Below are 14,206 nucleotides of genomic sequence, written 5' to 3' on the forward strand. Positions count from 1 at the left end.
GCGCGGGGGGGGTAAAGACCCCCGCCGGCGGGGCGGAGACCCCCGGCCGGCCCGCCCCCCCCCCCCGGGGCGGGGGGGGGGGGGGGGGGGTGGCGGCCCCCCCCCCGCGACCGACGACCCACGCGGGTCAGTTGCCGGTGAGGAAGTTCCAGGCGTCCATGACCCACTCGGTCTGCTGGAGGTAGGCGATCCCGACGCCGGTCAGGAAGATCGCCGTGACCAGGTGCGCGCCGCGCGCGCTGCGCCGCACCCGGCCGAGCTGGCGCTCCAGGACCAACCGGCCGATCAGCCGGGACAGGGCGAAGAGCCCGGCCGCGACGAGCAGGCTGAGCAGGAAGGTGAGCAGCGGGGCGCCCAGGTCACCCCCGCCGGAGATCGCCCAGATGCCCCAGCAGACGAAGGCGAAGAGCGCCCCGGCCGTGCTCCACTCGCCGCCCCGGCGGAGCTGCTCCACGTGCCAGCTCATCGGCCGGCGCGGTGGCGCGGGGTCGGACCAGCCGTGCGCGTCCGGGTCGACCACCGGGAACGGGTCGGTGCGCGGGGTGTGGGACTGCCCCACCGAGGCGACGCCCCGCCGGAACGGCTCCCGCTGCGGGGGCACCCCGACACCGGGCTGGGGCGGTACCTCGACGGTCCGCTCGGCCCACGGCTGTGTCTGGTCTGCCATCTTGTGTCCTCCCCATGAGCGGTGCCGGCCGTCGGCCGGTCCACCGCCTTCGAGGGTAGCCAGCCCACAAATAGGTCGCCGCCCCCGCGTCGTTCGACTAGACAGGGGCGATGAGCGCCACCCCACCCACCGTGCTGGTACCCGGACCGGACGACTTCGACGACATCGCCCAGTTGATCGCCGACGCGTTCGGCCATCCGATCGACCCGGAGACCCACGAGGTCGAGCGTGGGGTCTTCGAGCCGGACCGGGCGCTGCTGGTCCGGGACGGCGGCGCGGCGGTGGCCCACGTGGCGGCGTACGGCCGCACGCTGAGCGTGCCGGGCGCGACCGTGCCGGCCGCGCACGTGACCCTGGTCTCGGTGGCCGCCACCCACCGCCGGCGCGGGCTGCTCACCACCCTGATGGGACGGCAACTGCGGGAGATCCACGACGCCGGGCGGGAGCCGGTCGCGGTGCTCTGGGCCAGCGAGGGCCGGATCTACCCCCGGTTCGGCTACGGGCTGGCCGCGCAGCGGCTCACCATCGACTGCCCGGCCACCACCGAGTTGCGGCTGCCGGCACCGACGTCCGCGCCGGGCACGCTGCGCCTGGACCGGCCGGCCGCCCGGCAGGCCGAGCTGGCCCGGCTGTACGACCGGCTGCGCCCGGAACGTCCCGGCTGGTCGACCCGGGACGAGCGCTGGTGGCGGTACGTGCTGAGCGACCCGCCGTCCCAGCGGAGCGGCGCGACGGCCCGGCGGGTGCTGCTGCACGAGGGGCCGGACGGCGTGGACGGGTACGCGCTGTTCCGCACCGCGCAGGACTGGGACGCCTTCGGCCCGAAGGGGCTGGTCCGGGTGGACGAGGTGGTGGCCGCCGACCCGGACGGCTACCTGGCGCTGTGGCGGGCGCTGTTCTCGGTCGACCTGACCCGGCGGCTGTCGTACCACCGGGCGGCCGTGGACGAGCCGCTGCTGCGGCTGGTGAACGAGCCACGCCGGCTCGGTGCCCACCTGGTCGACGCGCTCTGGGTGCGGCTGGTGGACGTCCCGGCTGCGCTGGCCGCCCGCCGGTACGCCACCGCGGTGGACCTGGTGATCGAGGTGACCGACCCGCTGCTGCCGGAGAACACCGGCCGCTGGCGGCTCACCGGCGGCCCGACCGGAGCCACCTGCGTGCGTACCGACGACCCGGCCGAGCTGGCCTGCGACGTCCGCTGCCTGGGCGAGCTGTACCTGGGTGGCTCGACGCCGACCGCGCTGGCCGCGGCGGGCCGGATCCGCGAGCGGCGACCCGGTGCGCTCGCCGCCGCCGGCCCGGCGTTCGGCTGGCACCGGGCCCCGGCACCGATGGAGATCTTCTGACCGACCCGCCGACCCTGGTGCCCCGGACCGGCCCGGACGGTACGGTCGGTTGATGGCGGATGCGGAGCGACGGCGACGCCGGCTGCGGCACCAGTCCGATCCGGTGGCCGGGGCCGGTGACGTCCCGACGGCGGCGACGGCCGAGGTGCACGACGGGGCGCCCGCGCCCCGGGCCCGGCGGGGCGGCGCGGGCGGCGACGACGGTGAGCGGGGGCTACGCGGGCTGGTCGGGTCCGGCTCGTCCCAGGTGGGGGTGAGCGCGGCGCTGCGGGCCCGGGACGCCGCCCGACCGACCGACGCGGACCTCGCCGAGGCCGGGGAACGGCTGGTGATCGTCCGACGGAACTGGGTGCCCCGGGAGGACCTGCCCCGCACGGGACGGTGACCGGGCCGACCGGCGGCCGGCCCGGTCGGCACAGGTCAGGGCAGGTCGGGCAGGGCGCGGGTGCGCTCGTACTCGGCCACCTGGGCGATCCGCCGGGCGTGCCGCTCGTTGCCCGAGAACGGGGTGGTCAGGAACGCCTCGACGATGGCGGTGGCCTCGTCCAGGGTGTGCTGGCGGGCCCCGACGGCCACCACGTTGGCGTCGTTGTGCTCCCGGCCGAGCTGGGCGGTCTCGATGCTCCAGGCCAGGGCCGCGCGGATGCCGGCGACCTTGTTGGCGGCGATCTGCTCACCGTTGCCGGAGCCGCCGATGACCACGCCGAGGCTGCCCGGGTCGGCCACCACCCGGTCACCGGTGTGCAGGCAGAAGGTCGGGTAGTCGTCGTCGGGGTCGAAGGCGTGCGGGCCGACGTCGACCAGCTCGTATCCCTGCTTGGCCAGATGGTTGGCCAGGTGCACCTTCAGCTCGAAGCCGGCGTGGTCGGATCCCAGGTAGACGCGCATACCGGGCAGTCTGTCAGGGCCCCGCCCCGGCACGCCGTGGGGGCGGCGTGCCGGGGCGGATTCGTCACAGGATCAGCGGGGCAGCTCGGCGACGACCAGGCCACCACGTGCCTTCGGGGTGAACCAGGTGCTCTTGCGGGGCATCTTCTCCCGGGCCAGGTTCACCGCGACGAAGTCGTCCACGGTGACCGGGGCGATCAGCACGGCCAGTTCGGCGCGGCCGGCGTCCACCTCGCCGGTGAGCCAGCTCGCCGGGTAGTCGCCACCGACGTAGGTGATCCGCTTGTCGCCCGGGTCGAGGCCGAGCGCGTCGCGCAGCAGCAGCCGCTCGACCAGGGCGTGGTCCAGGTTCGCCAGCCGCGCGGCACCCGCGTCGTGCGGCAGGCTGACCGCGTACCCCCGGCCGGCGAGCCGGAGGTGCACGGTGCCGCCGGCCGCCGGGACCTCGACCGGGCCGTCGATCGGGCTGACCTGCGCACCGGCGGCCCGGAGCCGGTCGAGCAGCTCGTCGGGGGTGCTGGTCAACTCGCTGACCAGCCGGTTGTACGGCTGGATGGCGACCGAGGCGGGCGTGGTGATCACCGCGAGGAAGCGCGGCAGGCCGCCGGTCTGCGCGGCGAGGCTGCGGTGGTTGCCGTCGGCGACCACCAGCTCGCCACCGCCGGCGAGGGCGGTCAGCGCGTCCTGCTCGGGGCCGGGGCCGAGCAGCCAGATGGCGTGCGTCCGGCCGGCCTGGTCGGTGTCGGTGGCGGCGGGCGGGCCGGCCGACTCGGTCGCCGCCGCGAGCGCGCCGTGCAGCTCGTCGCCGCGCCCGGTCTGGAGCAGCAGTACGGGCGAGAGCAGGTGGCCCAGCGACTCGGCCAGGGCGACCCGCTCCCGCACCTTGGCGATGAAGACGTCCTCGTTGCGGATGACCAGGCCCGGCTCGTCGGCACTGGTGGAGATCTGGTCGGTGTCGACCATGGCGAACAGCCCGTACGCGGGCTCCTCCCCCGGCGCGCTGATCCGGTAGAGCACCACGACCTGTTCGGCCGGGGTGTAGCTGCCGTCGGCCTTGGCCTCGGCGAGGCGGGCCACCGCGTCGCCGAGCGCGTCGAGGAAGGACTTCCCGAGGCTCTCCGGCGCCCGGTGGGGCATCTCGATGCCGAGGGCACTGTGCGGGTTCGCGTCGATGATCGCGGTGATCTCCGCGTCGTCGGCGAACTCGTCGTAGTTCTGCGCGCCGGTGCCGCCGGTGGTGATCCAGGCCCGGGCGATCGGATGCACGATCGTCATGTGGGTTGACGCTACCGCCGGCGGTGGGCCGGACGACGCCGACCCTACGGCGGGTCCACCAGTTGAACGGTGAACCCGGTCGGACGGGCGGTTCGGCCCGGTCCGCCGCCGGAGCGGTGACCACTACCGGGCCAGCCCGGTGACCCGACGGGCGTCCGGGCCCCGTCCCGGGTGGGACGGGCCCCGGACGTGGGAGCCGGATCAGTCGAAGATCGGGCCCAGCTCGCGGGAGCGCTTCAGCTCGTAGAAGCCGGGTGTGGCGGCGACCAGCAGGACGCCGTCCCAGAGCCGGCCGGCGGCCTCGCCCTTCGGCGCCGGGGTGACGACCGGGCCGAAGAAGGCGACCTTGTCGCCGCCGTCCGGCCCGGGGGCGTGGATGACGGGGGTGCCGACGTCGGTGCCGACCGGCCGCATGCCGGCCTCGTGGCTGGCCCGCAGCGCCTCGTCGTACTCGGTGGAGTCGGCGGCGTCGGCGAACGCCGGGTCCAGCCCGACGTCGGCGAGGGCGTTGGTGAACAGCTCCCGGCCGAGCGGCTCCTTGCCGAGGTGGATCCGGGTGCCCAGGGCGGTGTAGAGCTCCGCCAGCGGCTTGGCGCCGTGGGCCTGCTCGACGGCGATGCAGACCCGCACCGGGCCCCAGCCGCTGCGCATCCGCTCCTGGTACTGCTCGGGCAGGTCCCGGCCCTCGTTGAGCACCGAGAGGCTCATCACGTGGTACGCGATGTCCACGTCCCGGACCTTCTCGACCTCCAGCAGCCAACGGGAGGTGATCCAGGCCCAGGGGCACAACGGGTCGAACCACATGTCGGCGGTGACACGATCGGTCATGGCGAGTCCCTTCGCGACGGGGAATGCGCTGGACGGCCCTGGTGCCGCTACCTTCGATCCTCACCCCGGAGGGCATCGACCGCTACCGGAATGAGAGCGTGACGTCGACCACCGCAGGGCGTCGGTGCATGGAAGACTCGGCTCGGACCGACCGCCACGAGCGGCCGACAGGGCTGGCACAGCCGCGAGGCGGCGAGAGTGGGATGGAGACGAAAGTGCCGGGAGTGCGCAACCTGACCCAGGTCGAGGCCACCGAACGGGCCCGCCTGCTGGAGGTCACCGGGTACGACATCAACCTGGACCTGTCGACCGCCGTGCAGGCCGAGGGCCGCACCTTCCGGTCGAGGACCGAGGTCAGGTTCCGCTGCACCGAGCCGGGCGCCGGCACCTTCATCGAGGTCGCGGCGGAGTCGGTACGTTCGGCCACGCTCAACGGCGTCGAGGTGGACCGCTCCGGCTGGTCCGCCGAGAAGGGCCTCACGCTGACCGGCCTCGCCGCCGAGAACGTCCTCGTGGTGGACGCCGACTTCGGCTACTCCACCAGCGGGCAGGGCCTGCACCGTACGGTCGACCCGGTCGACGGCGAGACCTACCTGTACAGCCAGTTCGAGACGGCGGACGCGCAGAAGGTCTTCGCCTGCTTCGACCAGCCCGACCTGAAGAGCGTCTACACCTGGCACGCCACCGTCCCGGAGCACTGGCGGGTGGTCTCCAACATGCCGGTGGAGCGGGAGGAGCCGGCCGGCGAGGCGCTGAAGACGGTCCACTTCACCGAGTCGGCGCGGATGAGCACCTACATCACCGCGCTCTGCGCCGGGCCGTACCACGAGGTGCGGGACAGCCACGACGGCATCGACCTCGGCGTGTACTGCCGCGCCTCGATGGCGCAGTACCTCGACGCCGACGACCTGTTCCTGATCACCAAGCAGGGCTTCGACTTCTTCCACCAGCAGTTCGGGGTGCGCTACCCGCTGCCCAAGTACGACCAGCTCTGGGTGCCGGACTTCAACGCCGGCGCGATGGAGAACTTCGGCTGCGTCACCCACGCCGAGTCGCACTACATCTTCCGCTCGCAGGTCACCGACTTCGAGTACGAGCAGCGGGCCAACACGATCCTGCACGAGCTGGCCCACATGTGGTTCGGTGACCTGGTCACCATGCGCTGGTGGAACGACCTGTGGCTGAACGAGTCGTTCGCCGAGTGGGCCAGCCACTGGTGCAACACCCACGCTACCCGGTTCACCGAGGCGTGGACGACCTTCCTGTCCATCCGCAAGAACTGGGGCTACCGGCAGGACCAGCTCTCCTCCACCCACCCGGTCTACTGCGAAATGCCGGACCTGGAGGCGGTCGAGGTCAACTTCGACGGCATCACGTACGCCAAGGGCGCCAGCGTGCTCAAGCAGCTCGTGGCGTACGTCGGTGAGGAGCCGTTCCTGGCCGGCCTGCGGGCATACTTCGGCAAGCACGCCTGGGGCAACGCCACCTTCGACGACCTGCTGTCGGAGCTGGAGGCGGCCTCCGGCCGGGAGCTGCGCAAGTTCGCCGCGCAGTGGCTGGAGACCGCGCAGGTCAACACGCTGCGGCCCGAGGTGACCGTCGGCGCCGACGGCGGATACGAGCGGGTGTTGGTCCATCAGGAGGCGCCGGCCGGACACCCGACGCTGCGTACCCACCGGATCGGGGTCGGCCTGTACGACCTCGCCGACGGCCGGCTGGTCCGCCGGGAGCGGGTCGAGGTGGACGTCACCGGCGAGCTGACCGAGCTGTCGGTGCTGCACGGCAAGCCCGCCGCCGACGTGCTGCTGCTCAACGACGACGACCTGACCTACACCAAGCTGCGGCTGGACGACCGGTCGATGGCGACCGTGGTGCAGCACCTCGCCGGCTTCGAGTCGTCGCTGGCCCGGGCGCTGTGCTGGACGGCCGCCTGGGACATGGTCCGGGACGCCGAACTGTCCGCCCGCGACTACGTGGCGCTGGTGCTCGCCGGGCTGCCCGCCGAGACGGACATCAACCTGATCACCGCCACCCTGCGGCAGGCCGGCACCACGCTCACCTTCTACGCCGACCCGGCGTGGGCGCCGACCGGCTGGGCCGCGCTCTCCCGTACCACCAGGGACGCGCTGGCGGCGGCCGAGCCGGGCAGCGGCTTCCAGCTCGCCTGGGCCCGCGCGTACGCCTCGGCGGCCCGCTCCGACGAGGACCTGGCGACGCTGCGCGGCTGGCTGGACGGCGCCGACGTGCCGGCCGGGCTGACCGTCGACACCGAGCTGCGCTGGACGGTCCTCCAGTCGCTGGTGGCCAACGGGGCGGCCGGCACCGCCGAGATCGAGGCCGAGCTGGCCGGCGACCGTACGGCCAGCGGCGAGCGGGAGGCCGCGTACGCGCACGCGCTGGTGCCGACCGAGGAGAACAAGGCGGCGGTGTGGGCGCAGCTCACCGGCCCGGAGGCGCTGCCGAACTGGCGGCACCGGGCCCTGTTGCAGGGGTTCACCCACCCGGCACAGGTCGAGCTGGTCGCGCCGTACCGGGAGCGGTACTTCGCGACGGTGGGCCAGGTCTGGGCCAGCCGGGACAGCGAGCCGGCGCAGGAGTTCGCCCAGCTCGCCTACCCGTCGTACCTGGTGGCGGAGGAGACGGTGGCCGGCACCGACGCGTGGCTGGCCGGCGACGGTCACCCGGCGTCGCTGCGCCGGTTGGTCGCCGAGGGGCGCGACGGCGTGGTCCGGGCGCTGAAGGCCCGCGCGAAGGACGCCCGGAGCGCCTGATCATCGGTACCGGCCCGGGGCCGGCGTGGGTGGCACAGCCCGCGCCGCCCCGCTGGCCGACAGGCCGAAGCCCGGCCCGCGCGAGGCGGACCGGGCTTCGTCGTACGTGCGGGTGGGCTCAGCCCCGGCCGGCGTGGCTGGCGAGTTGGTCGAGCCCCTGGATGATGCCGCCGGCCAGGTCGCCGCCGCCGAAGGACGCCACCATGGACAGCGCGGCGAGCTTGGTGTACGTGTCCGGGATGCGCTTGCGGGCGTAGCGGCCGGTGACCACCTCAAGCTGGCGCTGGTTGGGCGACACGGCGATCAGGACGGACCGGTCCGGCTCGGCGAGCTGGTGGTGCAGCCGCTCGGCGTGCTCCCGGATCGGCTCGTCGAGGCCGCCCACGTAGACCGAGAAGACCAGGCCGGTGCCCTGGTCGGCGAGGCGCAGCGCCTCGTCGATGCGGAGCAACTGGCGGGTCGAGAACGGTCCGTCCAGCACCTCGGGCGGGTTGTCCGACCCGGCCTCGGCCGCCTTCTCACCAACGGTCACTTGCGCCTCCGGTTCCACCGGCCGGCGCCTCGATGCCGGCCTGCTCAAGCTTGTGGCTGGTCAGCGCCGGGGCCTGCGCGCCGGCGGCCAGCGCGGTGCCGGCCGAGTCGGCGAGCTGTTCCGGGCGGCCCAGGAACCAGACCGGGGTGAAGTCGAACCGCCGGCCCGGCCGGTAGCGCTTGGCGCCGCCGCCGCTGCTGCGGTTGCCGGCGAAGGTCAGCCCGACGATCACCAGCACCACCGCCGCCGGGATGCCGACGAAGATCAGCAACGTCTCAGTGACAGACAATCCCAACGCCCCCAGGCGGTAAGAGAGACCAGAGCATCCGGGTCGGGTGGACGATCATGGCGCCGACCGCCCGACTCCGCTGCTATTCACGTTAGCGGAGTCGACGTCCCGCCAGATTGCGGGGTGCCGATCCCGCCCGTCACCGCGTTCTTCCCGCCGTGCCGCGATGGCCGGAAGTCGGGCATTCCGACCGTGCCGACCGGTCAGCGGCACCCCGACGGGGAGGTCCGTCGCGGTCCGGCCGATCGGTGCCGGGACGGACGGCTCCCCCGTACCGGTGGAGATGGCGCAGTACGGCGTGAACCGGCGTCGCCGGTCGCAATCGGCGGCCCGGTCGCCGTCGGGCACGCCGTCAGCCGCCGGGTCGTGCGGGTCGACCATGCCGCCATCCTGCCCGGTCAGCGGCGGCATTGCCGGGGCGACACACGGCCGGACCGGCCGCCGGTGTGCGGCCCCATACCCCCCTGACATGACCCGGTCGGGATTGTCCGCTGTCGGGCCGGGACGCGGAGGATGGCCACATCGATCGGCATATGTCGATCGAATCCGGCATCCCCCGTGGCCGGATCCGCCCACCCCGCAGGGAGCAGCGAACGTGCAACCCGTGCCCGCCCTCCACCCCCACCCGCACTCACACCCCGTCCCGTCCCGTCCGCGCCGCCGGTGGTCCCGGCTCGCCACCCGCCCGTTGCTGGCCCTCGCGCTGGTCGGCGCCGGTGCGGTCGGCACGCCGGACGCGACCGCCGCGACCGCCGACGCCCGGCGCGTCGCGCTGCTCGCGGCAAACCCCTACGAGCGCGGTCCCGCCCCCACCGTCGCCAGCATCGAGGCCACCCGGGGCCCGTTCGCCATCGCGCAGACCACCGTCGCGGCGTCCAGCGTCTCCGGCTTCCGTGGTGGCACGATCTACTACCCGACCAGCACCGCCGAGGGCACCTTCGGCGCGGTGGCCATCTCCCCCGGCTACACCGCCAGCCAGTCCAGCGTCGCCTGGCTCGGCCCCCGGCTGGCCTCGCAGGGCTTCGTCGTCATCACGATCGACACCCTCTCCGTGTACGACCAGCCGGCCGCCCGGGGCACCCAGCTACTGGCCGCCCTGGACTACCTCACCGGGAGCAGCGCGGTCCGGACCCGGATCGACCGGAACCGGCTCGCGGTGATGGGGCACTCGATGGGCGGCGGCGGCAGTCTCTCGGCCGCGAACACCCGACCCCAGTTGCAGGCGGCGATCCCGCTGACCGGCTGGCACAGCGTGAAGAACTGGTCGTCGGTACGGGTGCCGACGCTGGTGGTCGGGGCGGAGAACGACACCGTCGCCCCGGTGTCGTCGCACTCGGAGCCGTTCTACACCAGCCTGCCGGCCACCCTGGACAAGGCGTACCTGGAGCTGAACGCGGCCAGCCACGCCGCCCCCACCTCGGCGAACGTGACGGTGGCGAAGTACAGCATCTCCTGGCTGAAGCGGTTCGTCGACGACGACACCCGCTACGAGCAGTTCCTCTGCCCCGCGCCCCGGGGCACCGCGATCGAGGAGTACCGGGACACCTGCCCGCACTCCTGACCCGGCCGGCCCGGCCGGACGCGCCCACCCTGGTGCGAGGGCGGCGCGTCCGGTCAGGGGTGTGCGGCGGGCGCCCGAGGTGACGGTGGCCGGACCGCTCACATCGCGGTACGGGCCGACCACAGCTCCGGGAAGACCACCCGGGACATGCTGCGTTGCAGCCACGCCAGCCCGGCGGAGCCGCCGCTGCCGACCTTGGCGCCCATGGTGCGCTGGACGGCCTTCACGTGGTTCCACCGCCAGTCGCCGAACTGCTCGGCCACCTCGGCCAACGCCTCGCCGAGCAGGCGCAGGTGGTTGTCCGGCCCGTCGTCGTCGTAGACCGCCACCCAGGCCGCCTCGACGAGCGGGTGCGGCAGGTGCTCGACGGCGACGTCCCGGGCGAGCAGGTCGGCGGGGAGCTCGTGGCCGTGCCGGGCGAGCAGGGCGAGCACGTCGTCCCAGAGGCTCGGCGTGGCCAGGGCGGCGCGCAGCTCGTCGTACACCTGGGCCTGCCGGCGGAACGGGCGGACCAGCGCCGGGTCGCGCAGCCCGAGCAGGAACTCCAACTGGCGGTACATGGCGGACTGGAAGCCGGAGCCCTCGCCGAGCAGGTTGCGGAACCGGTTGAAGTCGGCCGGGGTCATCCAGCGCAGCCCGCGCCAGGCGGCGTTGAGCCCCTCCAGGTGCAGCGCGGCGCGGCGCAGCGGGGCGAGCGCCGCCCAGACCCGGTCGGCCCGCAGGTCCCGCTGGGCCTGGCGCAGCTCGTGGCAGGTCAGCCCGAAGTACAGCTCCATGATCTGGCTGACCACCAGGAAGGACATCTCGCCCGGGTCGGCGCTGAGCGGCTGCTGGAGGGTGTGCAGGGTGCTGGCGTGCACGTAGGCGTCGTACGGGACGCGCTCGGTGAACTCCAGCGTCGGTTCACCGCCGTTGCGAGCGGCCCGTGCGCTGCGCTGTTGCGGGGTGGCCGGGCGTACCGCCGGGGTCAGGGTGGCCGCCCGCAGCTCCGTCTGTTCCACCGTCTCGCCTCCTCCAGGTACCGGTTTCCGACATGATCTCGCGGCGTGGAGGGGGTATGGAATGCCGATTCGACGGCGATCGAGCAGAGTTGCCTTCGACTCGGAAGGCACTTCCCTGGTATGACCTGTGGAAGGTAAAGTCCCCGCGTGGACGAGATGGACTGGGCGCTGCTCCGCGAGTTGCAGGCCGACGCGCGGCTGTCCTACAGCGAGCTGTCCCGCCGGGTACACCTGTCCCCACCGGCGGTGGCCGAGCGGGTCCGCCGGCTGGAGGAGTCCGGGGTGATCACCGGCTACCACGCCCACGTGGACCTGGCCCGGGCCGGCCGGGGGGTGGTCGCGCTGATCCGGATGTCCTGTTACGGCTCGCGCTGCATCCTGCACGACCCGGCCGTTGCCGACTGGCCCGAGATCCGCGAGATCCACCGGATCACCGGGGACGCGTGCAGCATGCTCAAGGTCGCCGCCGGCTCGATCACGGAGTTCGAGGCGGTGATCGACCGGCTCGCCCCGTACGGCCAGCCGTCCAGCACGATGGTGCTCTCCACCCCGCTGGAGTGGCATCCGGTCACCCCGCTGCCGGCGACGCCCCCCGGGCCGCCGGCTCCGGGCGCCCGCCGACGCTGAGCCCGGCACCGCCCACCGAGCCCGGCACCGCCCGCCGCCGACGGTCACCCGGCCGCGATCCGGGCTCGCGGCCGGCGGTCGACGTCGGGTCGGCGGGTGGCGGACCGCGCGGGGGCACCCCCGGTCCCGGCGGGCCGGAGTGGATCACACTCCGGGTTTGCCCTCGGGTCAGCGGGAATGCAGGTCCCGCACACCCGTCGCAGGATTCCGGCGAACCGTCGCCGGGAGGGGGGAATCATGCGGGGGCTCACTCTGCATCATCGCGCCTTTTCCGCCGTACTGGCGATGTTCGCCCTGGTCGGGGCGCTCGTGCTGGCGGCGGCGCAGCCGGCCCGGGCCGGCGAGAACACCTTCGTCGAGGTCACCCCGAACAGCGCGCAGGCCGGCACCCGGGTCACCGTCCGGGCTAGCTGCGACAACGCCAACAACCAGCAGGCCACCGTGCAGTCGGACGCCTTCGGGCGGGTCGTGGTACGCCCCGACAACGGCTTCCTGACCGGCGCGGTGACCATCCCGGGCAACAAGCAACCCGGCGACTACCCGGTGGACCTGCGCTGCGGCAACGGCCACACCGCGTCGACCATGCTGACCGTGCTGAACATGGCGCAACCCAGCAAGGGGCCGGCGACCGGCGGCGGCGGGACCGCCGGCGACCGGGGCGTCGGCTCGCTGCTGCTGGTCGGCGGCCTCGCCGCGGTGGCCGTGGTGGCCGGACTCGGCGTCTTCGGCGGGAACCGCCGGCGGACCCGGGCCGGCTCCTGACCCACCACCGCCATGGCCCGCACCCACGCGCGCCCGCCACGGTCGGCCGGGGACCGGGTGCGGGCGGCGGCCCGGCTGACCGCCCGCACCGCCGGCCGCTTCCGCCGCGCGGCCAGCCACGCCTTCTCCGCCAGCGTCACCACCACCGACCCGGCCAGGCACGCCCGTCCGGTACGGCCGGCGCCCCGCGTCCCGGCGTTCCGGGGCCGGTTCGCCGGGCAGGGGCCGGGCCTCCCGGTACTGGCGATCGCCGCCGTGATGGTGCTGATCGTGGCGATGCTCGGGGTGGAGCGGGTCACCGGGCTGAGCGTCCTGCCGGACCGGTTCATCGCCGGCTTGCGTCCGCCGCCGAAGAAGTTCCCGGTGCTGTCGGGGAGCCCGCCGACCCAGATCGCCATCTCGTCGATCGACCTGCGGGCGGCGGTGCACGACGTCGGCATCGCCCCGGACGGCAGCATCGCGGTGCCGGACACCGCCCGCGCCCAGGAGGCCGGCTGGTACGACCGGGGGCCCACCCCCGGCCAGTACGGCCCGACGGTCATCGTCGGGCACGTGGACACCACCACCGGGCCGGCGGTGTTCCACGGGCTCAAGGAGCTGCGCGACGGCGACGAGATCGAGGTGACCCGCGCCGACCGCAAGGTGGCCGTCTTCGAGGTCGACCAGGTGCAGCGGTACGGCAAGGACCGGCTCCCGGCCGACCAGATCTTCGGCGACTTCAGCCGTCCCAACCTGCGGCTGATCACCTGCGGCGGGCGCTGGATCGGCGGCGAGACCGGCTACGCCGACAACGTCGTGGTGTACGCCTCGCTGGTCCGGGCCCGCGACGGATGAGCCGGCCGTGCCGGCCCCACCGGCGGGCCGGGTGCCGGTCGGCCCCGCGACGGTCAGGCCGCCTCGGGCTCCCGCACCGGCTCGCGCAGGTCGAGCCAGTCGGCCCAGCGTGGGTCCGGGGCCCGGTGGCCGAGCACCCGCCAGGCGGTGCCCTTCGGGGCCGCCGGCAGGGAGTGCAGCCGCCAGCCCAGCTCGGCCGGGGTCTTGTCGCCCTTGGTGTGGTTGCACCGGGCGCAGGCGGCGACCACGTTCTCCCAGGCGTGCCGGCCACCCCGGCTGCGCGGGAATACGTGGTCGATGGTCTCGGCCGGGCCCCGGCAGTAGGCGCACCGCCCGCCGTCCCGGGCGAAGATCGCCCGGCGGGAGAGCCCGACGTGGGTGCGGTAGGGCACCCGGACGAACCGGGTCAGCCGGACCACGGAGGGCACGGGGAGCGCGTCGTGGGCGCTGTGCAGGATGCCGTCGCCGTCGGCGACGCAGACGGCCTTGGCCGAGAGCACGAGGATCGCGGCACGACGCACGGACACGACACACAGCGGCTCGTAGGTGGCGTTGAGAACCAGCGCGCCGGAGCCCACCGTGGGTCGTATGTCAGGCATCGTGCTCACCCTCCCGGTCCAGCCGCTCCCACCGCTGGCTGCGCCGGCCCTGCCCCGCGCAGCGGGGAACCACGACCGACTCCGGCGGGATCACCGACGTCCGTTGCGCCAATCGTCCCTGATCGGACCCCGGATTGCACGTACTAATGTCGGAGACCGCCCAGGCATCACCTGGAAACGGACAGATCCGTCCGCTGAGCAGGGCGGGAGCGTTCAACAGCTCTCG

Annotated in this window: 16 protein-coding genes and 1 pseudogene; 7 read left to right on the forward strand and 10 right to left on the reverse strand. The window is 74.0% G+C overall.

All coding sequences use genetic code 11. From position 1 onward, the window contains the following. Nucleotides 1–127 precede the first annotated feature (127 nt). Nucleotides 128–667 (reverse strand): hypothetical protein, encoded by a 540-nt coding sequence (locus ACIQG9_RS28620; RefSeq protein ID WP_400408216.1) that lies wholly within the window; start codon nt 665–667, stop codon nt 128–130. A gap of 110 nt (nt 668–777) precedes the next feature. Between ACIQG9_RS28620 and ACIQG9_RS28625 the strand changes: the two genes are divergently transcribed. Together ACIQG9_RS28625 and ACIQG9_RS28630 are read left to right on the forward strand one after the other, a co-directional pair. Next, the gene (locus ACIQG9_RS28625) at nt 778–2,013 is read left to right on the forward strand and encodes a GNAT family N-acetyltransferase (RefSeq protein ID WP_400408217.1); all 1,236 of its coding nucleotides are present in this window, start codon (nt 778–780) and stop codon (nt 2,011–2,013) included. Between the two features lie 52 nt (nt 2,014–2,065). Continuing rightward, nucleotides 2,066–2,398: a hypothetical protein gene (locus ACIQG9_RS28630; protein WP_400408219.1), complete on the forward strand. Its 333-nt coding sequence runs from the start codon at nt 2,066–2,068 to the stop codon at nt 2,396–2,398. 35 nt (nt 2,399–2,433) lie between these two features. Here the strand turns inward: ACIQG9_RS28630 and ACIQG9_RS28635 are convergent, their stop codons facing one another. The 3 genes from ACIQG9_RS28635 to ACIQG9_RS28645 form a co-directional block, all read right to left on the reverse strand. Next, on the reverse strand, nt 2,434–2,901 hold the full coding sequence (locus tag ACIQG9_RS28635; protein WP_400408221.1) for a ribose-5-phosphate isomerase: 468 nt from the start codon (nt 2,899–2,901) through the stop codon (nt 2,434–2,436). A gap of 72 nt (nt 2,902–2,973) precedes the next feature. After that, the gene (locus tag ACIQG9_RS28640; RefSeq protein WP_400408222.1) at nt 2,974–4,176 is read right to left on the reverse strand and encodes a DUF1015 family protein; all 1,203 of its coding nucleotides are present in this window, start codon (nt 4,174–4,176) and stop codon (nt 2,974–2,976) included. Nucleotides 4,177–4,377: 201 nt separating this feature from the next. Further along, complete coding sequence (locus ACIQG9_RS28645; protein ID WP_400408223.1) at nt 4,378–5,004, reverse strand: disulfide bond formation protein DsbA; 627 nt, start codon at nt 5,002–5,004, stop codon at nt 4,378–4,380. A 224-nt stretch (nt 5,005–5,228) separates the two neighbouring features. On the opposite strand from ACIQG9_RS28645, the gene pepN reads away from it, so the two are divergent. Continuing rightward, nucleotides 5,229–7,775, forward strand: coding sequence for an aminopeptidase N (gene pepN, locus ACIQG9_RS28650; RefSeq protein ID WP_400408236.1), 2,547 nt, complete (start codon nt 5,229–5,231; stop codon nt 7,773–7,775). Between the two features lie 118 nt (nt 7,776–7,893). Here the strand turns inward: pepN and ACIQG9_RS28655 are convergent, their stop codons facing one another. The 3 genes and pseudogenes from ACIQG9_RS28655 to ACIQG9_RS28665 all read right to left on the reverse strand — a co-directional run. Further along, nucleotides 7,894–8,307, reverse strand: coding sequence for a DUF5130 family protein (locus ACIQG9_RS28655; RefSeq protein WP_400408225.1), 414 nt, complete (start codon nt 8,305–8,307; stop codon nt 7,894–7,896). Further along, entirely contained in the window at nt 8,294–8,578 is a 285-nt protein-coding gene (locus tag ACIQG9_RS28660; protein WP_400408237.1) for a hypothetical protein, read from the reverse strand. The genes ACIQG9_RS28655 and ACIQG9_RS28660 overlap by 14 nt, the downstream gene beginning before the upstream one ends. A gap of 72 nt (nt 8,579–8,650) precedes the next feature. After that, nucleotides 8,651–8,935 (reverse strand): annotated as a pseudogene (locus tag ACIQG9_RS28665) (amidase); the annotation flags it as partial. A gap of 349 nt (nt 8,936–9,284) precedes the next feature. Here ACIQG9_RS28665 and ACIQG9_RS28670 point away from each other — a divergent pair. Beyond that, entirely contained in the window at nt 9,285–10,157 is an 873-nt protein-coding gene (locus ACIQG9_RS28670) for an alpha/beta hydrolase (RefSeq protein ID WP_400408238.1), read from the forward strand. 98 nt (nt 10,158–10,255) lie between these two features. On the opposite strand, the gene ACIQG9_RS28675 is transcribed toward ACIQG9_RS28670, so the two are convergent. Then, nucleotides 10,256–11,158, reverse strand: a complete 903-nt coding sequence (locus tag ACIQG9_RS28675; protein ID WP_400408227.1) for a tryptophan 2,3-dioxygenase — start codon at nt 11,156–11,158, stop codon at nt 10,256–10,258. Nucleotides 11,159–11,305: 147 nt separating this feature from the next. Here ACIQG9_RS28675 and ACIQG9_RS28680 point away from each other — a divergent pair, with 147 nt between their 5' ends. From ACIQG9_RS28680 to ACIQG9_RS28690, 3 genes are all read left to right on the forward strand, one after another. Then, the gene (locus ACIQG9_RS28680; protein ID WP_400408229.1) at nt 11,306–11,785 is read left to right on the forward strand and encodes an Lrp/AsnC family transcriptional regulator; all 480 of its coding nucleotides are present in this window, start codon (nt 11,306–11,308) and stop codon (nt 11,783–11,785) included. A 285-nt stretch (nt 11,786–12,070) separates the two neighbouring features. Next, entirely contained in the window at nt 12,071–12,547 is a 477-nt protein-coding gene (locus tag ACIQG9_RS28685; protein WP_400408240.1) for a hypothetical protein, read from the forward strand. A 12-nt stretch (nt 12,548–12,559) separates the two neighbouring features. Then, nucleotides 12,560–13,381: a class F sortase gene (locus ACIQG9_RS28690; protein ID WP_400408231.1), complete on the forward strand. Its 822-nt coding sequence runs from the start codon at nt 12,560–12,562 to the stop codon at nt 13,379–13,381. 53 nt (nt 13,382–13,434) lie between these two features. Here the strand turns inward: ACIQG9_RS28690 and ACIQG9_RS28695 are convergent, their stop codons facing one another. Further along, the gene (locus tag ACIQG9_RS28695) at nt 13,435–13,980 is read right to left on the reverse strand and encodes an HNH endonuclease (RefSeq protein ID WP_400408232.1); all 546 of its coding nucleotides are present in this window, start codon (nt 13,978–13,980) and stop codon (nt 13,435–13,437) included. Beyond that, nucleotides 13,973–14,206, reverse strand: a 234-nt coding sequence (locus ACIQG9_RS28700; RefSeq protein ID WP_400408234.1) for a hypothetical protein, incomplete at its 5' end; no start/stop codon positions are given. The genes ACIQG9_RS28695 and ACIQG9_RS28700, both read right to left, overlap by 8 nt.

Source organism: Micromonospora sp. NPDC092111 (assembly GCF_044755745.1).
In the GTDB taxonomy this organism is placed as follows: Bacteria; Actinomycetota; Actinomycetes; order Mycobacteriales; family Micromonosporaceae; genus Micromonospora.